The sequence below is a fragment of the Paenibacillus sp. FSL P4-0081 genome, assembly GCF_000758565.1.
Taxonomy (GTDB): domain Bacteria; phylum Bacillota; class Bacilli; order Paenibacillales; family Paenibacillaceae; genus Paenibacillus_AQ; species Paenibacillus_AQ phytohabitans.
The window spans coordinates 2,987,611-3,011,054 of sequence record NZ_CP009280.1 but is presented as its reverse complement, the minus strand read 5'-3'; the positions used below and the strand labels follow the sequence as shown (position 1 = coordinate 3,011,054).

Sequence of the window (23,444 nt, the reverse complement as noted above, 5' to 3'; positions counted from 1 at the left end):
CTTAATTTTGAACCGCTGTTAGCGGTAGAAATCCGGTGACAAAGGCGGTCGCTACCGCTCCTACAGTTCCAAATTTCCCCTCCGCTTCTTTTGCTTTTTGTTTATTTCATTAGTGCTTATCTAGAACCTGATCCTTCAGTGCATTGAATTGCCCGGTTGCCCGGTTATAAATTTGATACCAGCCATTGTCATCCCATACGGAGAAAGCAAACTGTCCAGCAATAGCCTTGTTCGCGATTTGACGGTACGAATCCAGAAGTGTGTCCGTAATGACTCCCCGGTGCTCGTACCCGAATTCGCCCAGATACACCGGAATGTCATGCACATCGGCGAATTCCCGCTTCACATCGTCCACACGCTTCAGATGATCCGCCAGATTCTGAAAATACGAGTGATAAGTCCCCATAATATAGCGGTCCGTCCCCCCGCCCGGCAGGTCCTGCGGATTGCGGTACGTATCGTACAGCCCCCAGCCGCTGTTGTAGTTGTACCCGCCGAAGATCACAATCCGCTTGGTATGCGGCTGCATGCCGCCGAAGGTATAACCGCGGATCGCCGCATACGCCCGCTTGTTGAGCTCAATGACGCTCGCTTTGGCAGCTGCCCCCGTATTCAGGCTCAGATGCGGTTCATTGAACAATTCGAACACCAGCGTGTCCGGTTCATCCTTGAACAGCTCTGCGATTCCTGTCCAGATGGTCTCCAGCCGCTGCATGTTCGTTTCGAAGGCAGGCTCGCCCTGCACCGCGTTCATTGCCCATTCCTCGTGATGTGCATTCACAATCAGAATGACAGGCGGCTTGCCTGCGCAAGCCCGCTGAACGTTCACATCCTTCAGGACATAGTCCACCAGACGCTTCACTGTCGCCACATTCGGAGCGCTGAAGGAGAAATGCCCCGCTTCATCCGCAGTCGAAGCATATTTATCACCCCGTCCGCCCCAGTTGACCGGAATCCGGATGTTGGTGTACCCCGCCGCAATAAAAGCGTCCACGGCCGCCTTCACATCATCGTAACTCTGGCTGTTCCAGTTCCCTTCAAACGTGTTGCCCAGATTGGTTCCCCTGCCCATAAGACCGGCCATTTCCTCCGCCGTCAACGGAGTGGAAACGGCAGCTCCAGACGATGTCTCCGCCTTCGCACTGGCTCCGCCGGTCAGCAGTGCAATCAACAGAATGGCACAGACCGGCCAGATCATTGCAGATTTGATGCTAGTTGGGAATCTCATTAATCATGCCTCCTCAGGATGGTAATGGTTCAATAGAACGGTATACATCTAATGGAAAGCGTATTCATTTTGCAGCTGGCTAGAGAAAATCCTCTCCGGTCCAGCAGGTTCAGGCAGCAGCTGCTTGCTCTGCCACCAATATAGAGGAGCCTGTGAATTGCCGTCTATAGTCATCTTAGTACCACTGTGTGAAGCCTTGCTGCTGCTGGGTTTGCGGCGCCCGGTTATTCATTACAGACTCTGCTGTTGTCATTATCTAACCTGAGCTTTGGCTTCCCTGGAGTCGGTCCGTTTACAGATATCTCTTCCCAAATGCCCATATGTCTTCTGCCGGACAGCAAAAAGGACCGGCCCGGCCATTCCCTGGCTCCGGGTCAGTCCTTATCCATTCGATTACTTCAGATTGATCTCTTTAATCTTATCCAGCGGAATTTTCGGCTCGCGTGCCTCTGTCAGCAGACCGTTGATTTCCTGCTGCACATCGGTGAGCTGGGTATAGCAGTACCCGCAGATATAATCCACACTCTTGATCGCCTGAGTCAGGCTTGCGAAGCGTTTCAGGAATTCTTCCTCCGATGCCACCTGATGCCCGTATCCCCAGCCCTTATCGGACTGGAAGGCGATCCCGCCGAATTCCGATATAATGATGGGCTGGCCTCTGTACGCATATCCCTCCGCGAATGCATATTTCCATTGATTGCAGGTGGTCTCTTTATTCACGATGGCTTCTTTATTGTCACCGTATCTGCTTAAGAAGCCTTCACCCATTTCAACGTAGTCATGCAGGGTCAGAATATCCGACACGGTATGCTCCCAGCCGTCATTCGTAATCACCGGGCGGTAGGGGTCAATCGCTTTGGTTAAGTGATAAATACCTTCTGTGAATTTCTGCTGCCTCTGGTCGTGCAGAATGTTCGGGACGCCCCACGACTCATTGAACGGCACCCAGGTAATAATGCTTGGATGATTATACTGCTGCTGGACGATCTCCAGCCATTCATTCGTAAATCTCTCAACGGCGCGGTCATGAAATTCGAATGTTGCCGCCATTTCCGACCATACCAGCAGGCCCTTTACATCGCACCAGTACAGGAAACGGGCATCTTCAATTTTCATATGCTTGCGTACGCTGTTGTAGCCCAGCGCCAGAATATAATCAATATCTGCAACTATCGCTTCCTCGCTCGGCGGTGTCAGGTGGCTCTCTGTCCAGTAGCCTTGATCCAGAATAAGCCTTTGATAGATTGGCGCATTATTAAGCAGCACCTTGCCGTTCCGGATCGATACCTTCCGCATCCCGAAATAGGAATGCACGCGGTCCGCGACTTTGCCGTCCACATAGAGTATAAACTCGACATCATACAGATTGGGCTGTGCCGGTGACCAATAGCTCCGCTTCCAGGGACCGCTTGCCTCATGCAGCAAATCGATTTCCACCGTCTGGCGGGGCCGGTCTATAATCTGGCTTGTGGTCTTAACCGGGACTCCCTTTAAAGTAACTGCAGCCTCCAGAAGGATCTTTCCTGCCGCCGTCTCCAGTCCGTGTACCTGAACATCGAACGAGACGCTGGAGCGGTCGATATCCGGAGTGATTTTTACAGAATCCAGCCTCTGCTCTTCCACATATTCCAGCCAGACGGTCTGCCAGATTCCGGTGCTCTGCACATAAAAGCATTCAAAATTGTCCTTCGTCCAGCGCTGCTTCCCGCGGGGCTGGGTACAGTCATTACTGTCTTCTGCCTTTAACGTAATGTTATTATCCTTCCCGGATACAAGATAGGGGGTAATGTCGAAGGAAAAAGCAGCATATCCTCCCTGATGACTGCCTGCCAGGATGCCGTTCACCCATACTTTGGCGTGATAATCCACCGCCTGAAAGTGGAGGATCACCCGTCTCCCGGCAGCAGCCTCCGGAATGGACACGGATTTGTTGTACCACACCCGGGGATGAAATTCCTGAAGACCGACTCCGCTTGCCTGCGTCTCGTAAGTATAGGGAACGGTAATGGTATGGGTTGCGTTCAGCTGTTCCTGCCATCTCCCGCTTTCTCCGGTATTCTGGTCATCAAACCGGAAGCCCCATTCACCGTTAAGAGACTGCCACTCCCTGCGGACGAACTGCGGTCTGGGATAATCCTTGATATACGCCTTGGTTGTCATGGTGCTCCCCCGTCCCGTGTGTCAGACCCGGTTCTGAATTCCAGTGCATAGACCGATGCCGGACGCAGCAGACAGTCCTCCGCCCATCTTTCAGCGGAAACCTCGTTAACCTTGCAGGAGATACGGCTTGGCGCAAAGACAGAATTGATCTCCCGTTCAGATTCTCCCGTTATTTCATATACAACTACAGTACCGTCAGCCTCGAATCCGTGCAGTGTGAAGGAAGCCTTCACTTCCTGCAGACTCCGGTTAACGGCAAACACGGTGACTGTATCGCCGGACCCGTTCGTGAACGCTGCGATATCCAGCTCCGGCAGGGCGTCCAGATTGATCGGCGCCGGTTTGCCGGAGCTTACGGAGAAAGTGCCGCACTCCGTATCCACGGGCAGCAGGCGGGAAATATCACGGCCCGCATAGAGCTTCATGACTTCATAGGTTGGCGTGCCATAGACGGTTAACGGGTGCCCGCTCCAGCCCGGCAGCTTGCCGCAGTATTGATCGGCATAATAATCCCCCACCCGGATACAGCCGCCGAGCCATCCGTTCACCAGATCGGAGAAGCTGCCGATATGTACCATCTCACTGGCACGGAGCATCTCGTTCAAATTGGCAGCATTGGCTACCGCAGCGCCCAGCGTGTGTTCGTCCGGCAGCCCTTTGCGTACCGTGTTGGGATAATACATCGTATTGTATTCGGTAATTGCCAGCTTCACATGACCATGCTTCGGATTGGACCGGATCTGTCCCGCCGTCTGTTCTATATTGTAGCGGGTCCATTCCGGGAATGAAGCTATGGCTTTATAGCGTTCTTCTTCCGGAGTATCATGGTCCATTGCAAAACGGTAGTAGCCATGATAGAGATGCAGGGTCAAATAATCGATCTGCTCACCTGCGATATCCAGTACGGTCCGGTTCCATTCCTGATCCGTATGTCCGCAGGCCAGAATAACAAGGGAGGGATCTGCCTGTTCCATGGCTTGAATGAAGGACACGGTCCGCTTGGCGAACTGCTCCGCCGTGGTTGTTCCGACCTGCCAGGGTCCCCACACCTCGTTGCCAATCTCCCAATACTTCACATTATAGGGCTCCGCATACCCGTTCGCGGCCCGCTTCGCTCCCATGGGAGTTTCGATCCCGCCATTGCAGTATTCCACCCACCTCGCTGCCTCCTCCGGCGAGCCGGAGCCGTCATTCACACAGATGAGCGGTTCCACACCGAGCTCCCGGCAGAACCGGATGAATTCATCCGTACCGAAATATTTGCTGGTCCATCCTCCCCATGCCTCATTGAACATGACCGGACGCTCCAGCACCGGACCGACGCCGTGCTCGAAATGATAGGCGCTGATATAGTTGCCCGCCAGCCGCATCATCCCGGCGTTCAGGTCTTTCGTCATTTCGACCACCTTACGTTTTACGGTGCCGATGTGGTCTTCCGGGAGCAGAGAGACATGATCAATCCATAACATGCCGGTAGATACATGATCCCTCCATCTGGGGTGTTCGGCCGGCACATACACACGAAACTCTGCATCTGCGCTGTCCCGGCTGACAGACAGCCTGGCTTCATACTGCTGCCAATTATGGCCCGCCAGTCCGACACGCTCAAGCCCCAGCCGTGCCTGGGTAATCCTGTCTATCGCTTCTATAATAATGTAGTCCAGTTCAACGGAAGCTCTAAGCACCAGCTTGACCGTATACCGCCCTTCTTGGAGAGCGGTCCTCTGGGCGATGCCGGCATAGGCCTCATCATCACTCAGCAGCCGGATGCGCTGGGCGCGGCCCGAATGCTTAGGGGCAGACGCTTCAAGTGCATATCCGGTATTCCGTCCATTCGTATAGGCATACCAGCTTCCCGGCACCCCTGCCGTACTCCCCGGCTCACTTTCGAAATCCATATCCTTCAGCGGATACGCCAGCATGGCTTCCATATGATCGCGGATATCCTCCACGAAATGTCCGAACAGGTACGGGTTGACCGTATGCCCGCTTGGCTGGCTGCAGTCGATCGTTATCGTTGCTTGGTTAGACAATTTCAATCCTCCGTTTCCGATTAACCTTTTATTGAACCAATCATTACCCCTTTAACGAAGTGCTTCTGAACAAAAGGATACATCAGCAGCACCGGCAGGCTGGATACGATAATGACCGCGTATTTAATGCTCTCGGAGAGCAGGATTTTATCCTCCAGCCCGACATTCCCCCCGTCTACAGAGGCAGCCTGGCTGATCATCAGTATTTCGCGCAGCACCAGCTGCAGCGGGTACCGGTCCTCGCTGCGGATATAAATCAGCGCATTGAAGAATGAATTCCAGTGTCCCACGGCATAGAACAGAACCATTACGGCAATAATCGGCTTCGACAACGGCAGAATGATAGTGATCAGCAGCCTCCAGTTGGAGCAGCCGTCGATGTGCGCCGCCTCCTGCAGCTCCCACGGGATACTGGATTCAAAGTAAGTTCTCATAACAATGAGATTGTACGTAGAAATGGCCCCGGGAATAATGAGCGCCCACATTGTATCGACCATCCCGAGATTTTTGACCAGCAGATAACTGGGAATCAATCCTCCGCTGAAGAACATGGTCAGGGTCACAATCAGCATCAGCAGCTTGCGTCCGGGAAGATCCGGTCTGGACAGCGGGTATGCGGCAAGCAGAGTCATCATAATATTGACACTTGTACCAACAACTGTGTAGATCAGCGTATTGCGGTATCCGGTCCAAATTTTATCGTTGTGCAAAATATTGCTGTAGGCTTCCAGTGTCACGCCTTTGGGCAGCAGCCATACTTCCCCGTTCAGTACCCTGGCGGGATCACTGAACGAAGCGCTGACCACAAATAGTAATGGATAGAGCACTAAAATAATGATTATTGCTGCGAGCAGGTATACGATAACGTCGAACCGCTTCTCATCGGGTGGGGCTTTTATAATTACATCCTTAGGCATTGCCCGTCTCCTCCTCCATTACCACAGGCTCGTATCCGACGTTTTGCGCGCAAACCGGTTCACCAGCAGGAGCAGCGTCAGGTTAATCAGGGAGTTGAAAAGCCCTATTGCCGCAGTATAGCTGTATTCGCCCTTTAGAATTCCGGTAGTGTATACAAAAGTGGAAATTACATCGCTTGCTTCAAGATTCAAATTATTCTGCATCAGCAATATCTTCTCGAATCCGATGTTCATGAACTGCCCAATATCCAGAATCAGTAAAATAACGATAACCGGGATGATTCCGGGCAGAGAGACATGCCAGATACGCCGGATACGGGACGCGCCGTCCATCTTGGCTGCTTCGTACAGCTGCGGATTAATTCCGCTAAGCGCAGCGATGTATATAATGGATTGCCAGCCCATGTTCTGCCAAATATTTGAGCTGATGAAGATTGTTTTGAACCATGCGGCCGATTCCATGAAGCGGGTCGGCGTACCGCCAAGCGCCTGAATCAGCATGTTGACCGGGCCGCTCGGTGACAGGAGCACTGTCAGAATGCCCACGATAACAACAACTGAGATAAAGTGCGGGATATAAGTGACGTTCTGCAGTAATTTACTGTATCTCTTGCTGCCGATTTCGTTGATCAGCAGTGCCAGCATAATCGGAACCGGAAAAGCAATCAGCAGGGAGAACAGGTTGATGGACAGCGTATTCCAGAGAAGTCTCCAGAAATAATAGGAGTCAAAAAACCGCTGGAAATGCTCGAATCCCACCCAGCTGCTGCCGAGAATTCCTTTGCCCGGATTGAAATTTTTGAAGGCAATCTGCAGCCCGTACAGCGGTCCGTAATGGAACACTAAATACCAGGTGACCGGAATCAGCAGCATAAGATACAAGTCGTATCTTCTGGCAATTTGCCTGACCAGGCGGCGCCCCGGTTCCCGGCGGAACCGGGGCACTGCAGCCTTATTATGAATCTCCGCCTTATTCATGAACATCCGCTCCTATCCAATAGGATCAGCCTATTTCTCCATCTTGTCGTAGGCTTCCTGATAAATTTGCTGAAGCTCTTCGACATTCATCTTTTGCAGGGTTGCCTGGAATTCATCCCACTTGTCGAAGCTGAGCGCACCCGCGATGAATTTCGTGCTTTGTTCTTCATAATATTTGTCGATGTCATTGCGCAGCATGTTCACCTTCTGGGCCGTTGCTTCGTCAAACATTGGAGCGGCATAGCGGATTGCCGGCATGTACGGATCCAGCGCCTTTTGCGCTTCCTGCACTTGAGGCGGATTGATATAAGAAGCTACATGCTCACTGATCAGATGCGGCGCCCCTCCGCCGGCGTACGGAGTGATTTTCGGCTGGGTCTCGGAAGTAGAATACTCTTCCTTGTAATAGGGAATCCCGTCCTTCAGCTCATAATGTTCGCCTTCCCGCCCGAACCGCAGCAGCGTCGAGCCTTCGTCGCTATAGAAATAGTCGACCCAGCGCATGGAGATTTCCGGATATTTATTGACTGAAGTAATGGCATACGCCCCAAAGTCACGCGGGATCGGAGCCGTCTGGCTCTGCATCCGGTCTCCGTGCGGACCCGCCGGCGGCGCAATGCCGATATATTGATCCGAGATCGGCAGGAAATTGTTATTCGTCTGGTCGAAGAACATGCCCGTTTTGCCTGAGCCCTGCTTGGCCAGGAACTGGGCCTCCGTATGGGAGAATACTTCCTGGTCCAGCAGCTTATCTGCATACAGCTTGCTCAAGTACATGAGCATTTCCTTGTTCTGTTCGCTGCCCATCCAGATTTCGACTTTATCGTCTTTGATGTTGATGTTGTAGCCGAACTGCTGGTCCAGTCCAAACGAACCGCTCATCATCGTCACGATACTGAGGCCGACGCGCGCGGTCAGCGGCAGCTCATCCTTTTGGCCGTTGCCGTTCGGGTCCTGATCGCGGAAGGCGACCAGCACATCGTACAGCTCATCCGTCGTCTCCGGCACCTTCAGGTTCAGCTTCTCCAGCCAGGCCTGGTTGATCCATTTCTTGTCCGTCCGTGCCGCGCCCAGGGTAACAATGCCCGGAATCGCATATATATGGCCTTCCGGCGTCGTGATACCTGCACGGATCTCCGGATACTCATCCATCAGCTTGTTGAAATTCGGGGCATAGTCGCGGATCAGATCCTCCAGCGGAATGAGCTGGCCGCCCGAGCCGTAACGGATGGCCTCCAGTTGGGTGATTCCGGAGCGGTACATCACATCTGGAAGCTCATTGGAGGCGAATAGGAGATTCTTTTTCTCCTGAAAGCCATCGGTTGGTGCTTCAGTGAACTCCACCTGCACATTGCTCAGCTTCTCGTAATCCTGAAAGACCGGCATATCCTTGAAGGGTCCGTTGACGGGAGCGATCCGGGTGAACATACTCAGCTTCACCGGTTCCTGCACGATCGGAAACCCGTCCTTGCTCACCGATTGGTCTGCGGTCGCCTTAGGTGCAGCCTCATTGCCGTTGCCTGCTCCTGAATTGCACCCCGCCATTGCCAGTGCGGCAATGACCATCAGGCTTAGCGCCGTTTTAGTCCGTTGTTTACGCATGTCTGTATAACCTCCTTTTAGATCTCGCTCAACCCATCGTTGTAAGCGCTTCCCTTGATGTGACTTTATTATAGCCGGGCACGCAAAGAGGGGAATTCCACATATATGACTTTTTACTACACTTATCTTACCGTTTCATTTCGCAGCAGGCGGACGGCTCACAAAGGCATGCGGCGTCGTGCCGGTCAGCTCCTTGAATACTTTGAAAAAATAATTGTACGTAGTGAACCCGACCTGAATACTAATTTGTTTAACCGTGTATTTTCCGCTTTCGAGCAGTCTGCAGCTTGCATCAATACGGACACGGTTCAAATATTCGGAGAAGGTCGTCCGCGTCTCTTCTTTGAAAATCCGGCTTAAATAAGACGGGTTGAGCCCGATCAGGTCAGCGGTCAGCTCCAGCGTAATGTAACTCTGGTAACGTTCCAGAATAAGCTGAACCGCCTGGGACACATGTCTCGAATAGGAGCCTTGCGCCTGTCTCCGGCGGAGCCGGCCCAGCAGACCTTCATAATAAATTATCAGCCACCGTTCCAGCCCGGCTACGCTATTGATATTGCCAAGTTCTTCCCGGGAAGGCAGTCCGCCATCTGCAGCTTCATCTCTTGTTAATGTCTTTTCCCCTATGGCCAGCAGCTCGCTGACAATCATCTGCACACTTGGCGAATGAAGCGGATGCTTCTGGACAGAGGCGAACGCACTGGTAATTGACCGCTCTACCTCTTCCATATCCAGCCGTTCAATGGCTAGAAGCAGCTGCTTCTGATTCCCGATCGTCATCAGGAGGCGGGGATCGTTAAGACTGCTATCCGGCTCCAGCCGTGTAGCAGCGTTATCGAGGACACGTTCAGCCAAACGGTAACTGTCTTCGAGCTTGGACAGGCTGCTGCACATATGGCCTATAGCATAAGTGCATTTCAAATTCAGGAATAGCTCAAGCGAATGGCTGACATTGCTCATCAGCCGGCCAGCTTCGCTGGCGGCAGCCTGCTCGCTCCGTTCTCTGAATGCGAACAGGATGGCCAAACGGCCATTTTCTACATAAACGGCCATCCGCTCGGGCAGATCGCCGAGACTCTGCTGCATTAGTTCTACCGCCTGCCGGACCAGACCGTTAATCTGCACATCACTGCGTGTTTGGGTCAACAGCAGGAAGGGAACGATTTGGACAGCGGCGGCCATATAACAGACCACACCAGGCAGAAGTCCGCTCAGGCGCATGCTCTTCTCAAGTATGGCGGCAGCCTCCGGCTTGCCGGCCAGCAGCTGGAGCGTCTGCTCACGTAAACTTTCAGTTCTGTTGCCCGTATCCAGGCTCCCGTCCTCCAGCCGCAGACCCGATGTTTCGGTCTCCTCCTCCAGCTCCCGGGCAGCCTTCTTCAGAATGGCGATCAGGGATTGGTCATTCAGGCGGTGCTTCAGCAAATAGTCTGCAGCCCCGTTCCTCAGGCATTCCCGCACATAATCATAATCATCATAGCTGCTGAGCATAATTGTCTTTACAGCCGGATACCGCTCCCGGATGGTCCGCTGCAGCTCCACACCATTCATGCCCGGCATATTCACATCTATAATTGCGATATGCGCCTGCAATTCTTCAAGAGCCTGGAGCGCCATTGGACCGCTATAGGCTTCTCCGCAAATCTCAAAACCATGACTCCGCCAATCCGTCATCGTTGACAGATGATGATGTACCAGCGGTTCATCATCCACCAGCAGCACTTGAATCAACATTCAACCTGCCTCCTCTGCGGATCGTTCATCCGTACGAATCTCCGGCAAACGAATGACCACCTTGGTATACAATCCTTCTTCACTGAACAGCGTGATACCGTACGGCTCCCCGTACATTCTGCAGATTCGTTCATGCACATTCCGCACGCCGATTCCGCTGAAGCGCGACGCGCTTCCCTCCCTGCCGGATTCCAGAAGCAGCCGCATTTTCTCCCGCGACATCCCCGGCCCGTTATCCATGATTTCTATGAACAGATCCCCGCCCTCCCCGTATACTCTGATCAGAATAAGTCCGCCTCTGGCCGACGGGACAACCCCGTGCAGGATGGCATTCTCCACAATAGGCTGGAGCATCAGCTTAAGCACCCGGCATTCCAGCAACTCATCATCTTCCACTTGAACCTGAACCGTTATCGGCTCCATATACTTGTATTTCACAATCGACATATAGCAGTTCACATAATCCAGCTCTTCCCTGACGGTAAGAAATTCACTTGAATTCCCCAGCACCCCGCGCATAAGCTCGATTAAAGATCCAGAGACCTCTTCAATATTCGGCACACCGTTCAGATTAGCCAAATATTTGATGGTATTGAGCGTGTTGTACAAAAAATGAGGACGGATCTGTGCCTGCAGTGCCGTAAGCTCAGCTTCACGCTTCGCCTGCTCGCTAATCCGGATATCCTGCATCAGCCGCTTCAGATCATCAATCATGCTGATGAACACAGTGTAGAGTTCACCGATTTCGTCTTTCGAGTTAATCTCCATACGCGGAAAGGATAAATTACCGTCCTTCACCCGCATCATCATCGTTTTGAGCCGCCGGATTTGCAGTGTAGTCCTGGAGGACATCTGCATGGCTCCCAGCAAAACTGCGACAAAGACGATAACTGATACTTCAACCATCAGATTCCGGACCTTCACCGATTCACTCACGAGAGAATCCAGAGGAATAAGCGCCCGGGTAATCCAGCCGGTGTGCCCGGAGCGGCGGCTGACGACAATATAGGACTTACCGTCAATCTTCTGCTCTGCCGCCTCTTGAACAGCTGTTCCCGCAAGCTGCGGAGCGGTATATATCGTTCTTGTCATTTGCGGCGAGAGTGATGCAGGGGCAGAATCAGACTGGTATACCAGCTCCATCTGTTCATCCAGTACATACAGGACACTGTCCGCTGTCGGCTTGACGCCATACGTGTTGCGGATGAAATCATAGTTCAAATCCACCATCACCACACCAATGGATTCCCTGTTATACCGGATGACACGGCCGACGGAAATCACATCCGGGCTGCCCTCTTGTTTGAAATAAGCGTGGCGTTCCCCGTTGTTTAACATGTAGTCCATCGCCTGCGTCTGCAGGAAATTACGGTCAATCCAAGGTCCCCCGGTGAAGAAAACCTTACCGTTCAGGCCAATTACAGCGATGCGTGTTATATAAGGCTTATAGCCGATCAGACCTGACAGAAATTCATTAATCCGCTTTTGCTCCAGAAACCACTCATAGCTGATTTCCTCGCTGGGGCTCAGCAATATATCGATTACCGTATTTTTATTCGTAACGGCAACCGTGTTCAGACGATCGATCTCCTCAAACATAAGATTCAGGGATTCGTCGGCTTGACGGATACTGTCCGCAACCGAAGTAATGGCGTTATGCTTAATCGTCTCACGCATATTCAGATAGATAATGGAGGTGATCGTTACAATAGAGAATAGACTGAGCAGTCCGAACGCGATGAATATTTTCCCCTGAATCCCCAGCTTCGGTGATATTTTATTGCGCAGAGCTGTAAATCTCATTCTCGGTCTCTCCTTCACATGAGGGAAATGACTTTCAGTAAGCGCTATCATATTATCAGAAAACAAAACCGTGCCGTTATCCGCCTCCAGCTGAACGGGTATGCAGCGGGGAAGTCTTGTAGTAGGACTTGAATGCCCGGGTAAACGTATACAGGTTGGGATAGCCGAGTGACAAGGCGATTTCCGTGATTGAAGCATCGGTTTCAGCAAGCAGCCGTTTAGCCTTGCCCATACGGATGTTCTGGATGTACTTCTGCGGAGATACGCCGGTCTGGCTTGTAAAAGCACTGGTGAAATAGGATCGGTGTACACCCGCATACGAGGCAACCTGCTGAACGGATATCCCTTCAGTAGCATGGAGGTTCATAAATTCCATACACTCCGATACCCAGCCTGAAGGTGATGGTGTATCAGCCGGGAATGCTCCGGGCATCAGGACGGCCAGCAATTCGCAGGTCTGTCCCTGCAGCTCCAAGGACACAGCCGGGTCCCACCGCCCGTACCTTGTCATTGCCCCGAATATGCGTTCCAGTACTTTCTTAATGCGGGATGTCACCTTACCAAGAGCATACGGCTTCTCAGGCACCATCCCGGTTAGCTTCAGCAGCGGCATCACTCTGCTTCCATCCAGCGCAAGCCAGCTCATCTGCAGCGGTGATTCCGCGGGAATGATGTAATAATGATACGTCTGATCCGGAAACAGACAGAACATGTCGCCCTTTTGCAGTTCAATGTGCTCATCTCCATAGTTAAGGCCAACCTTTCCTTCATACACGAAATGAAGGCTGTAGCACTCGATCCTTTTGGGACCCACCCTGTAGTTCGGCTTAGCCTGACTACGGCCGGCACGGACAGGCCATAGCTGCCCCTCCCTATCCAAATATCCGGGTGAATAGTAGATAAACTCGGCATATTCATATTCGTATTCCTGCAGATTCTGCAACACTCCTGACATATCCCCACTCCCTCCATCTAACAAAATGACAATTCAAATCTAACATCAGGCTATTTAAAAAATGTTGTTTTTTCAATATTATCATAATAGGAGGCGATAACCATTGTCCAGTAGACCTAACATTTTACTAATTACCAGCGATCAACAGCATTGGAATACCATCGGTGCCTTCCAGCCCGAGATTTCCACCCCGAATCTGGACCGGCTGGCACAGCAAGGGACAACCTTCGGCCGGGCTTATTGCCCGAATCCCACCTGCACGCCAAGCCGTTCCTCTATCATCACGGGAATGTACCCGAGCCAGCACGGGGCATGGACACTCGGAACGAAGCTATTGGAGGACCGCCACACGGTAGGGGAAGACTTCAGTGAAGCGGGTTATCAGACCTCGCTGATCGGCAAAGCCCATTTTCAGCCCCTGAAGTCCACGGAGGAATATGAATCGAAGGAAGCTTACCCGCTGCTGCAGGATTTGGATTACTGGAGCAGTTTCCACGAGTCCTTCTACGGATTCGACCATGTGGAGCTTGCCCGGAACCATACGAACGAAGCACATGTCGGCCAGCATTATGCCTTATGGCTGGAAGAACAGGGCTGTCACAATTGGCGGGATTATTTCCTCCCTCCAACAGGGACAATGGACCCGTCTGCAACCTACACATGGCCCATTCCGGAGAAATATCATTACAACACCTGGATTGCAGAGCGGAGCAAGGCCCGCCTGGAAGAGCATCAACAATCAGGAGATCCGTTCTTTCTCTGGGCCAGCTTCTTTGATCCGCATCCTGAATATCTGGTGCCGGAGCCCTGGGATTCGATGTATAACCCTGACACGCTGACTATTCCTTCACTGACGGCCGGGGAACATGACCGGAATCCGCCGCATTTCGGCATGACACAGGAAGACAACCCCGACTTCTCGCAGTTCATGGAAACCGGCTTCGGCATTCACGGGTACCGCTCCCACCTGTATTATGAATACGGGGATAAAGCGCTTCTGACGGATTACGACAAAAAGAAACTGGTAGCGGTCTATTACGGAATGATCAGCATGATGGATAAGTATATCGGCAGCATTCTGGATAAGCTCGATGAACTCGGACTCGCCGGGAACACGCTCGTCGTCTTTACAACTGATCACGGGCATTTCTTCGGACAACATGGTCTGCAGGCCAAAGGAGGATTTCATTACGAGGATTTAATTAAGCTTCCGTTCATCGTCAGATATCCCGGGCATGTTCCGGCAGGCAGACAGACGGATGCGATCCAGTCACTCGTTGACCTGGCGCCTACCTTCTTATCATTTGCCAATCTTCCCGTTCCTTCGTCGATGACTGGTGTGGATCAGAAGGACGTATGGCTGGGCCGCAAGAATCAGGCGCGTGACCATGCCATTTGCGAATTCCGTCATGAGCCTACGACCATTCACCAGAAGACTTATATTGATGCAAGATATAAAATTACGGTCTACTACAATCAGCAGTACGGCGAAATCTTCGATTTAGTGCAGGACCCGCACGAACTTCATAATCTGTGGGACGAGCCGGAACACGGGCAGCTGAAGACTGAGCTTCTGCTGAAATATATTTGGGCGGAGCTGGGCAAGGAACCGCTGCCTATGCCGAGAATTCATCATGCCTGAAGCAGGCCGGTCCATGGAGAAATAAGAAAGCGTGAGCAAGGATTCCTCCCTTCGCTCACGCTTTTTTCAGAATAATATATTTAGTCAGAAAATAACAATGCCTGCTACCGCCGACAGGAGGATCACCGCAAACGGATGCATCTTATATTTGGCAACAAGAACGAGGCATCCGCCGCAGATCAGCAGCGAGCCCGCCATTGTCCAGCTTAACCAGGATCCGCTTTGTCCGCTAAATGCGAAATGAACCGCCGCGTAGAGGATTAAGCCGGTTACAATCGGACGCAGTCCGTAGAATGAAGATCTGACCCAGTCATTGCTCTGCAGCTTCAGAAAGAAGACAGCGATACAAATGACGATAATTAGCGATGGCAGAATAATGCCGACCGTTGCCGCTATCGCTCCCCCCAGCCCTGCTTTGGAGTATCCGATCAGGGTCGCGGTATTCGTCGCGATAGAGCCCGGAGCCATCCCTGCCAAAGAAACAATTTCCTGAAAAGCGCCGCTGCCCATCCATCCTTTTTCGGAAACCTCCCGCTGAATCAGCGTTATAACCGCATAACCGCCCCCAAAAGAAACTAACCCCACTTTAATAAAAACCAGCAACAGCTCCCACAGCATAAGATAATCACCCTTCAGATGTAGTATTCAGGAAACTGCAGGTCACGGCGTTCCTCCGTTCGCACCTTTTCCGTAACTACGCTCATCCCCTGTTTCTTTTTGTACAGAACCACCAGGACTCCGGCTGTCAGCCCGCCCACAATCAGATAAAACGGATGAATCTGGGTGAACAACAGCAAGGCCAGCGATACAGCTACAAGCACAAACGTCGCCGCGTCCAGAACAGAAGCTTTCCACATCTTGCCGGCCGCAACAATAATCAAGGCTGCTACCGCAGCATGAATGCCCTTCAAAGCAGCTTCTACCTTGACGTTGTCTTTGAATAAAAGCCTGAGCCCGCTGAGGAGGAACACGATCAGAAAGGTAGGCAGGGTTATTGCAGTGACGGCAGCCACGGCTCCCGCCACTCCGCCAAGACGATAGCCGATAAACGTTGCGCTATTGACGGCCACCCCTCCGGGAGCGGAACCGGACACGGATATCATGTCACCCATTTCCTCTTCGTTCATCCAGCCCTTTTTTCGTACAATTTCTTCTTCGATGGTTGCAATCATGGCATAACCGCCTCCAAAGGTGGAGGGTCCAATTTTGAAAAATACGCAAAAAATACTCCAAAGCAAATTCATTTTCCTGCCCGCTCTTTGCTTCATTCCAGTTCACCCTTACATTCTTTTCTGCTCTCCCAAGAGATGTCACTTGTATTTTAGCATAATTAATTTCATTTTGGATTAAAGTCATGAATTTTATTGTAAATATTCTGTTAATACTTCATAATCAGAGTGTATAAAGTCTTATTTTCGTTGAATAAAAATCATTTTGGAATTATCTTAGGTATTCCTACTAATAAACTTGGAAATGGAGATAAGCCTGATGCTGCCCCACCCTAATGCGTCTATCAAAAAACAGGTCTATGACCGCATATCCTATCTGGGAACTGCCTCCAAAGCCGATTTGTTGAATGATTTTGCACTGACCAGCAGCAGTATGACACGTCTTCTTGATGACATGTCATCCCAGGGGTTAATTATTGCCTCCGGGCTGGGAACCTCCAAAGGCGGGAGGAAGCCCATCCTGTTCCAGTGTAACCCGGCATACAGGTATCTGTTCGGGCTGGAAATTTCCCGCATTCATTCTTCACTTGGCTTGTATGATATGCATTTCAATCTGCTGTCTATGACCCGGTGGATAATGGATGATTGCATGACGCCCCCGCTGCTCGCGGATCATGTTGCGGACAGTGCCCGGGCTCTTCTGTCGGAGCACGGAATATCGCCAGGCAGCGTTCTGGGGTTGGGGATAGGCGCTGTTGGTCCCTTGAACTCAGAACGCGGGATTATTCTGGAGCCGGAGCACTTTCCGGCCGCCTCCTGGACAAATGTCCCCATCTGCGAAATGCTGGAGGAACGGCTTGAAATACCGGTCAAGCTTGACAATGGCGCAAACTGCGCCCTCATCGGTGAGCACCGGGCTCTCAAGTCCAACAATTATAAGCACATCCTGTATGTACATGCCGGAACAACTATAAGGTTCGCGATGATGTCCGGCGGCCATATCGTTCGGGGAGCCTCCGGCGCAGAGGGTGCGCTGGGTCAGATGATTATCCAGACCAACGGCCCCAGACTGCACGGCAAAGGAAACTACGGAGCCCTTGAAGCCTTCGTGTCTGTTCCGGCGCTGGAAGAGCGTGTACGCACACAGTTAAAGATTGGACGCAGCAGCTTACTAGCGGAAATTTCTCCGGAACAGGTCACCTTTGCCTCCTTATCTGAAGCTCTCCAGCAAGGGGACAAGCTCGTTACTGAACAATTCACGGAATCGTCTGCGTATCTGGGGATCGGGCTGGCTAATCTGATTAATACCCTTCATCCGGAGTGTGTCGTTCTGGGCGGCCCCCTGGTCCGGGCACATCAGCTTGTGTTCGACACTTCGGTTGAGGTCGCCAGGAAGAACACTTATCCCTCCCCCGAGAACAGTCCGTTTTTTACGCAAGGATATCTTAAAGAAGAGGCCGTAGCCACCGGAGCGGCCATCATGCTGCTAAATGACTGGTATGTGGAATAAATAGGAAGACAGGAGGGGATTGCTGTGTCTCTCAATTGCGCTGCCGGTTCTCAGTCCGGTTTAGGTGTCATGTGGAAGACGGTATCAGAGGATTGTAATCTGGCTTGCGACTATTGTTATTACAGTACCTGTGGAGGGAAGCCCGGACCGGCAATTAACCGGATCGATTCTTTCGTTCTGGATAAATTCATCCAGGATTATATGCGGCACAGCTCAGGCAGTGCCACCTTCGCCTGGCAGGGCGGAGAACCGCTGCTGGCAGGTCACGAATTCTTCGAAGAAGTCGTATACCGCCAGGCCCTGCATGCCCCGCCGCATACGGTTATCAGTAATTCCCTGCAGACCAACGCTACACTGATCAGCGGGCGGTGGGCTGCCTTCTTCAAAACTTATCATTTTCTGATCGGAGTCAGTCTGGACGGCCCGCAGCAGATTCATGACTCACGCCGGGTGAATGCCGCAGGCAAAGGCAGTTATAGTCAGGTAATGAACGGCATCGGCCATCTTCGCCGGCACCAGGTTGACTTTAATATTTTGACAGTAATTCATAAAGGCAATGTGGGCAAAGCCCGGGAACTGATGGCGTTCTACCGGGAGCAGGACTTCCGGTTCATTCAGTTTATCCCCTGCATGGACTTCAGAGCCCAGCAGGTTGATCAGCCGGGGGAATATGAAATTTCAGCGGACGAATACGGGGAGTTCCTGTGTGAAGCCTTCGACGAATGGTATCAGGACGGCAAGCCCGAAATATCGGTACGGTTCTTCGATAATATGCTCAGCGTCTACCTGGGCGGGGAAGCGGAATCCTGTGTACACCGTGCAGCATGTCCTTCAAGCCTGGTGCTGGAGCAGAACGGGGACGCCTTCCCCTGCGATTTCTACATCAATGAGGAGTGGAAGGTCGGCAACGTTGCCGAAGATTCCATTGCGGATATGCTTGCCCATCCCAACTTTAGGCGGTTCCACCGGATGAAGCCCGCTCTCCCGGACAAATGTCAAACCTGCGAATGGCAGCGGTTATGTTATGGCGGATGCCCCCGGAACCGGAAATGGAACACGGAGGAAGGCCTCAGCGGTCCAGATTATTTTTGCCAGAGCTATATGCGCATCTACGCTTACGCTGATGAGAGAATGCAGAAGCTGGCGGACCGGCTGCGTCTTCCCAAGGTCATGCCTTAACTTGTTCCGTAATTAATAGTCCACTGCCATTCTGTTTCTTACCTCCCCCTGTGTTAAAATAAGACCAAGCTTGCTGAACCTAAGGATAATTTTGTGCGGGACACATATATATGGATATATTTTCATAAACAAGCCTATACCGCAATAAGTGAAGGAGGGCTATATGAGCAGAAGGACTGCCGGTTCCGGCGGCACATTCACATTCATCAAACAGCTGCTGCAAAAAATCAAAGCCGATGATGTCCAGGGGATCAGCGCACAGCTGACCTATTATCTGATTCTGTCGCTGTTTCCCTTTCTGATCTTCATTATGACCCTGATCGGGTACGCGAATATTTCCCTGGAGGACAAAATCCAGCAGCTGGAACAGGTGATGCCTGCCGAAGCCGTCTCTATTATAGAAGAGATTCTGCAGGATGTGTCCGAGGGACGCAGTCAGGCGCTGTTATCCTTCGGGATGCTGGCTACACTCTGGGCCGCTTCCAAGGGGGTCAATGCAATCATTAAGGGGCTCAATCGCGCTTACGACATTGATGAGAGCCGGGCCTTCTGGAAAATTAGAGGGATCGCCTTCCTCGCTACCCTGACGATCGGTTTTGTCGTACTGCTCAGCATTCTGCTGCTAGTCCTCGGTACATGGCTCAAGACACAGGTATTCCTGTTGACCGATCTGCCTTACGGTTTCCAGAAGCTATGGGATCTGCTGCAATACGCCGTACCGCTGCTGGTCATGTTCATTGTGTTCACCCTGCTCTACTGGATCGCCCCAAGCCGCAGGCTGGCTCTGCGTGAGGTGGTGCCCGGTGCGCTGTTCTCGACCCTCGGCTGGATTATTACATCAGTCCTCTTCTCCATTTACGTCAATCAGTTCAGTGATTTCACCAAAACCTACGGCAGTCTCGGAGGCGTAATGATTCTGCTCATCTGGCTGTATATCAGCTCGATTATTATCCTCGCCGGAGGCGAGATCAACGCGATCCTACTCAAACGCAAGGTTGACGGAGCAACGGTAGAATAACCGGATTATCAATATTTTTAACAGCAACTAACTTGGGGCTGCATCCGCTGGGATCAGAGGGATGCAGCCTCATTCGGCTCGTCTACCCTATCATTGGCACATTGTACTCGGTTTTTCGCATACATTCTGCACGTCTACCCCATCATGGGCACATTGTATTCGGTTTTTCGCATACATTCGGCTCGTCTACCCTATCATGGGCACATTGTATTCGGTTTTTCGCATACATTCGGCTCGTCTACCCTATCATGGGCACATTGTATTCGGTTTTTCGCATACATTCGGCTCGTCTGCCCTGTCATCGGCACATTGTATTCGGTTTTTCGCATACATTCGGTTCATCTACCCTATCAGGGGCACATTGTATTCGGTTTTTCGCAAGGTGTACGATTCCTGTACAACAAGACAGGCAACCCCCCGACGCCCGGGAGATTGCCTGCTTGGAAACAGCTATTAGCTAAGCATCATTTTGCTTCGTATCTCAGTGATACCTCACCGGTTTTCCCTCTTCTCCTGCCGCCGCACCCGGATCACCAAATACTGTTCCTTCTGTGGCATCCGGCAGATAAGCCCCCTCCTCCTTCAGCCGCTTGCGCAGCACAGCTACATCCACTGCATGCACGTCATAATCCGGCAGATTCGCAGCAAGTGCTGCGGCAATCCCGGCCGCTTCGCCCATCGCCAGACAGACCGGCATCACCCGGACACTCCCCTGCACCTCACGGACACAGGAGATCGAACGTCCCGCGACCAGCACATTCTTCAGTGAACGCGGCGTCAGGCAGCGGTATGGAATGCCGTGCGATTCTCCCGGACCGTAACGTTTAATGACCTCCGGCTTGCCTCCCGCCTGCTTCTCTTCCTTCTCCGTCCCATGGATATCAATGAAGTAGCTGTTGCGGCAGATTTCATCCGCGAAGCTGCGGCGGTTAACGTAATCCTCCACACTCAGCACATAGTCTCCGGTAATTCTCCGCGTCTCCCGTACCCCCATCAGCGAGCCGGTGTTGGCTACATAAGAGCTGCCGAACGCAGCAGGCATGAACTCGGCCAGGGCATCCCTATAGACAGAGGCCAGCTTCCTTCCCTGCATTAATGCAGCGGATACGGAGAAGGCATCCGTATTATCCACATCCCATAGATGCCCCGCGTTGAAGCCCACCGTCCGGGGAGCAATGACATTGTTACAGATATGCGAGTCCGGAATCAAGGGGAATTTGCCGGAGCCCAGAATATCGAAGATCGGGCTGGTTTTATTATTGTTATGCAGCAGCGGACCGTTCAGATAAGCATATTCATCGACATTGCCCAAGGTAAAACAGTGCGTGGCAGGCATCAGCTCACCGGTTGCCGTATCACCCTTGAGATATTCCGCTCCCGCCCAGGCCGCTACATCGGCATCGCCCGTGCAGTCAATATAGACCTTGGCCTTCAGCGCCTGCAGTCCATTCTTGCTGGCAGTGATCAGCGCCAGCACATTACCTTCCTCATCCGCCTCCACGGAACCCAGCTGCGTATGGAACAGCACCGTTGCCCCGGCTCCGGCTACCAGCTCATCATAGATGACCTTGAGCTTCTCCGGTTCGATCGGAACCCAGTCCATCGCCTCTTGGCTTACATGCGGCATCTGCGCCTTCAAGGCTTCAAACACCTTCATCGCCAGTCCCCGGTAGATGATCGTCTTCATGTCCGAGAACGGGCACCAGGCCGGCACTAATCCCGATGTGCCCATTCCGCCCAGGCTGCCTGTCGCTTCGATCAGCAGCGTCTTTGCCCCTTCCCGGGCTGCGGCAGCGGCCGCCGTACAACCGGCCGGCCCGCCGCCTGCAACGATGACATCCCAGGAATCCTGCAGCGGAATTTCACTGCTCCGCATCCTGTAGCTGTTCATTCTTTTGCCTCCTAAAAAGTCTTCTTTGACTCTATTTCTTCACTGTAGCATACCAGTCATTCACCTCTTTGGTGCTGGCCTCTCCGCCTGCAGCTTTATATTTCTCGGCGAAATCAGCCACGGCATCCGGGGACTCTTCACCGACAATGACTTTGACGGCAAAATCATTAATCATCTGATTCAGCGAAGCATTGTTCTTCGAATATTCCGGCAGGGATGGCGCCAGCGCCAGCGGATCGGCAATTCTTGCTTCCGCCGGAAGCTCATTGTTCAGGTAAGAGAAGCCTGCAAACAGACGTGCATCCTTCTGCACCCGGGCCTGCCAGTAGATCGGGTACAGCTTCTCGTCTATACCGGTCAGATAATTGCTGGCGTTGCCGCGTTCGTCCGTGAACAGCGGCAGGATCGGGCTGTATACGCCGTCTTTATACGTATGATGTTTGCCTTCTTCACCGATGGCAATCAGCTTGAAGGTTTCCTTTTCCAGCTTGGCATTGATCCATTTAATCGCATCTTCAGGATGCTTCGCAGATTTCGGAATGAAGGTAATGCGGTCGAACCCGCCGCTCATGCCGAGGCCCATTTGACCGTCTTTGCCTTTGAGGGCAGGAAGATAAGCATATTTGGCATCAGGAAAGTTCTTGGTCAGGGCATCGGCAATTCCGGGAATATCATACCAAGGCAGCTGAATAACCCCGATCTTGCCGCTGGTGAATTTCTCCTTCAGAGTAGCATCCTTGTTCACGGCAAATTCTTTATCGAGCAGACCCTGTTTATATAGATCGGACATGTACGTCAAATATTCCTTGAAGCCCGGATGCAGCGGGGCCGGAACCAGCTGGCCGTCCACCGTATTCCAGCTCGTGCCTATTCCGAAGGCACCTGTAATATTCGCCGTTGTTGCCAGTGCACCATCGATTGACATCGGGGCGCCGCTGTTCCCGGTTCCGCCCGGATCTTTTTCCTTGAAGGCCTTCAGCACTTCCGTGAATTCATCCAGCGTAGTCGGCGTCTTCAGCCCCAGCTTATCGAGCCAGTCCTGGCGGATCATCAGATCGGCACCGGCAAATTGTGAGGAGCTGTTGGGAATACCATAGATTTTGCCGTCAATTTTCATTGCATCGAAGGACGCCTGGGAGATGGAAGCTTTGATATTATCGCCGAACTCCTCGATGAGCGGGGTCAGATCCACCAGTGCGCCCATTTTGGCATAATCGGTATACACGGCTTTTTCACCGGAAATGGTAATGACATCATACGGCTCGGCAGAGGAGATCAGCAGATTGAGCTTATCCATCGCCTTGTCGGCGGGAAGCATCTCATACTTCACCTTATAGCCGGTCCGCTCTTCGATCACCTTGGCCAGCGGATACGTATTGTAATCATCCTTCGACCACAGATTAAGCGATTTCAGCTCCGGCTTGGCAGCATTCTCTGACGTTGCCGGTGCGGCAGTTGCTTCTGCAGAAGCTGGTGCTGCTGTTGAAGCGTCCCCCCCGTTACTATTCGTGTTGTTAGAAGAACCACAGGCAGTTGCAGCGAGCAGCAGCCCGGTACTCAGCAGGAGTGACAGCCACTTTGTCTGTTTCATTAAGATAACCCCCTATAAGTTTTGTGAGCTTAAG

17 protein-coding genes are annotated in these 23,444 nt (G+C 52.2%); 4 read left to right on the top strand and 13 right to left on the bottom strand.

Annotation, left to right across the window (positions count from 1 at the left end; translation table 11 throughout):
- Positions 1-109: 109 nt before the first annotated feature.
- The 9 genes from P40081_RS12600 to P40081_RS12560 form a co-directional block, all read right to left on the bottom strand.
- A complete protein-coding gene (locus P40081_RS12600) occupies positions 110-1,228 on the bottom strand; it encodes a glycoside hydrolase family 5 protein (RefSeq protein ID WP_042135832.1) in 1,119 nt (372 codons plus the stop codon).
- Between the two features lie 393 nt (positions 1,229-1,621).
- Positions 1,622-3,388 carry a glycoside hydrolase family 2 protein gene (locus P40081_RS12595; RefSeq protein ID WP_042135829.1) on the bottom strand — a complete coding sequence of 589 codons (1,767 nt, stop codon included), beginning with the start codon at positions 3,386-3,388 and terminating at the stop codon, positions 1,622-1,624.
- The gene (locus P40081_RS12590) at positions 3,385-5,421 is read right to left on the bottom strand and encodes an alpha-L-arabinofuranosidase C-terminal domain-containing protein (RefSeq protein WP_042135827.1); all 2,037 of its coding nucleotides are present in this window, start codon (positions 5,419-5,421) and stop codon (positions 3,385-3,387) included. Before P40081_RS12590 ends, P40081_RS12595 begins: the two co-directional genes overlap by 4 nt.
- Before the next feature lie 20 nt (positions 5,422-5,441).
- Positions 5,442-6,338: a carbohydrate ABC transporter permease gene (locus tag P40081_RS12585; RefSeq protein ID WP_042135825.1), complete on the bottom strand. Its 897-nt coding sequence runs from the start codon at positions 6,336-6,338 to the stop codon at positions 5,442-5,444.
- A gap of 18 nt (positions 6,339-6,356) precedes the next feature.
- Positions 6,357-7,316, bottom strand: coding sequence for an ABC transporter permease (locus P40081_RS12580; protein WP_042135824.1), 960 nt, complete (start codon positions 7,314-7,316; stop codon positions 6,357-6,359).
- A gap of 30 nt (positions 7,317-7,346) precedes the next feature.
- Positions 7,347-8,918: an extracellular solute-binding protein gene (locus P40081_RS12575; protein WP_042135822.1), complete on the bottom strand. Its 1,572-nt coding sequence runs from the start codon at positions 8,916-8,918 to the stop codon at positions 7,347-7,349.
- A gap of 135 nt (positions 8,919-9,053) precedes the next feature.
- On the bottom strand, positions 9,054-10,652 hold the full coding sequence (locus P40081_RS12570; protein ID WP_231575340.1) for a response regulator: 1,599 nt from the start codon (positions 10,650-10,652) through the stop codon (positions 9,054-9,056).
- On the bottom strand, positions 10,653-12,455 hold the full coding sequence (locus P40081_RS12565) for a sensor histidine kinase (protein ID WP_042135820.1): 1,803 nt from the start codon (positions 12,453-12,455) through the stop codon (positions 10,653-10,655).
- Between the two features lie 76 nt (positions 12,456-12,531).
- Entirely contained in the window at positions 12,532-13,410 is an 879-nt protein-coding gene (locus P40081_RS12560) for an AraC family transcriptional regulator (protein WP_331281712.1), read from the bottom strand.
- A gap of 103 nt (positions 13,411-13,513) precedes the next feature.
- Between P40081_RS12560 and P40081_RS12555 the strand changes: the two genes are divergently transcribed.
- Entirely contained in the window at positions 13,514-15,052 is a 1,539-nt protein-coding gene (locus tag P40081_RS12555; protein ID WP_042135818.1) for a sulfatase family protein, read from the top strand.
- An 84-nt stretch (positions 15,053-15,136) separates the two neighbouring features.
- Here P40081_RS12555 and P40081_RS12550 read toward each other — a convergent pair whose 3' ends face one another.
- Together P40081_RS12550 and P40081_RS12545 are read right to left on the bottom strand one after the other, a co-directional pair.
- Positions 15,137-15,670 carry a chromate transporter gene (locus P40081_RS12550; protein ID WP_042135816.1) on the bottom strand — a complete coding sequence of 178 codons (534 nt, stop codon included), beginning with the start codon at positions 15,668-15,670 and terminating at the stop codon, positions 15,137-15,139.
- A 14-nt stretch (positions 15,671-15,684) separates the two neighbouring features.
- Positions 15,685-16,296 carry a chromate transporter gene (locus P40081_RS12545; protein ID WP_371916273.1) on the bottom strand — a complete coding sequence of 204 codons (612 nt, stop codon included), beginning with the start codon at positions 16,294-16,296 and terminating at the stop codon, positions 15,685-15,687.
- 244 nt (positions 16,297-16,540) lie between these two features.
- Here P40081_RS12545 and P40081_RS12540 point away from each other — a divergent pair, with 244 nt between their 5' ends.
- From P40081_RS12540 to P40081_RS12530, 3 genes are all read left to right on the top strand, one after another.
- Entirely contained in the window at positions 16,541-17,731 is a 1,191-nt protein-coding gene (locus P40081_RS12540; protein WP_042135813.1) for an ROK family protein, read from the top strand.
- Between the two features lie 24 nt (positions 17,732-17,755).
- Positions 17,756-18,910, top strand: a complete 1,155-nt coding sequence (locus tag P40081_RS12535; RefSeq protein WP_231575338.1) for an anaerobic sulfatase maturase — start codon at positions 17,756-17,758, stop codon at positions 18,908-18,910.
- A 163-nt stretch (positions 18,911-19,073) separates the two neighbouring features.
- The gene (locus P40081_RS12530) at positions 19,074-19,928 is read left to right on the top strand and encodes a YihY/virulence factor BrkB family protein (protein ID WP_042135811.1); all 855 of its coding nucleotides are present in this window, start codon (positions 19,074-19,076) and stop codon (positions 19,926-19,928) included.
- Between the two features lie 481 nt (positions 19,929-20,409).
- Here P40081_RS12530 and P40081_RS12525 read toward each other — a convergent pair whose 3' ends face one another.
- Together P40081_RS12525 and P40081_RS12520 are read right to left on the bottom strand one after the other, a co-directional pair.
- Entirely contained in the window at positions 20,410-21,819 is a 1,410-nt protein-coding gene (locus tag P40081_RS12525; RefSeq protein ID WP_081969929.1) for an FAD-dependent oxidoreductase, read from the bottom strand.
- 31 nt (positions 21,820-21,850) lie between these two features.
- Positions 21,851-23,410: an extracellular solute-binding protein gene (locus tag P40081_RS12520; RefSeq protein WP_042135809.1), complete on the bottom strand. Its 1,560-nt coding sequence runs from the start codon at positions 23,408-23,410 to the stop codon at positions 21,851-21,853.
- Positions 23,411-23,444 lie beyond the last annotated feature (34 nt).

Bases quoted from the DNA above. Each gene is read 5' to 3' on its own strand.
- P40081_RS12600 (WP_042135832.1), bottom strand. From the start codon at position 1,228: ATGAGATTCCCAACTAGCATCAAATCTGCAATGATCTGGCCGGTCTGT.
- P40081_RS12595 (WP_042135829.1), bottom strand. From the start codon at position 3,388: ATGACAACCAAGGCGTATATCAAGGATTATCCCAGACCGCAGTTCGTC.
- P40081_RS12585 (WP_042135825.1), bottom strand. From the start codon at position 6,338: ATGCCTAAGGATGTAATTATAAAAGCCCCACCCGATGAGAAGCGGTTC.
- P40081_RS12580 (WP_042135824.1), bottom strand. From the start codon at position 7,316: ATGAATAAGGCGGAGATTCATAATAAGGCTGCAGTGCCCCGGTTCCGC.
- P40081_RS12575 (WP_042135822.1), bottom strand. From the start codon at position 8,918: ATGCGTAAACAACGGACTAAAACGGCGCTAAGCCTGATGGTCATTGCC.
- P40081_RS12570 (WP_231575340.1), bottom strand. From the start codon at position 10,652: ATGTTGATTCAAGTGCTGCTGGTGGATGATGAACCGCTGGTACATCAT.
- P40081_RS12565 (WP_042135820.1), bottom strand. From the start codon at position 12,455: ATGAGATTTACAGCTCTGCGCAATAAAATATCACCGAAGCTGGGGATT.
- P40081_RS12560 (WP_331281712.1), bottom strand. From the start codon at position 13,410: ATGTCAGGAGTGTTGCAGAATCTGCAGGAATACGAATATGAATATGCC.
- P40081_RS12550 (WP_042135816.1), bottom strand. From the start codon at position 15,670: ATGCTGTGGGAGCTGTTGCTGGTTTTTATTAAAGTGGGGTTAGTTTCT.
- P40081_RS12545 (WP_371916273.1), bottom strand. From the start codon at position 16,296: ATGAATTTGCTTTGGAGTATTTTTTGCGTATTTTTCAAAATTGGACCC.
- P40081_RS12540 (WP_042135813.1), top strand. From the start codon at position 16,541: ATGCTGCCCCACCCTAATGCGTCTATCAAAAAACAGGTCTATGACCGC.
- P40081_RS12530 (WP_042135811.1), top strand. From the start codon at position 19,074: ATGAGCAGAAGGACTGCCGGTTCCGGCGGCACATTCACATTCATCAAA.
- P40081_RS12525 (WP_081969929.1), bottom strand. From the start codon at position 21,819: ATGAACAGCTACAGGATGCGGAGCAGTGAAATTCCGCTGCAGGATTCC.
- P40081_RS12520 (WP_042135809.1), bottom strand. From the start codon at position 23,410: ATGAAACAGACAAAGTGGCTGTCACTCCTGCTGAGTACCGGGCTGCTG.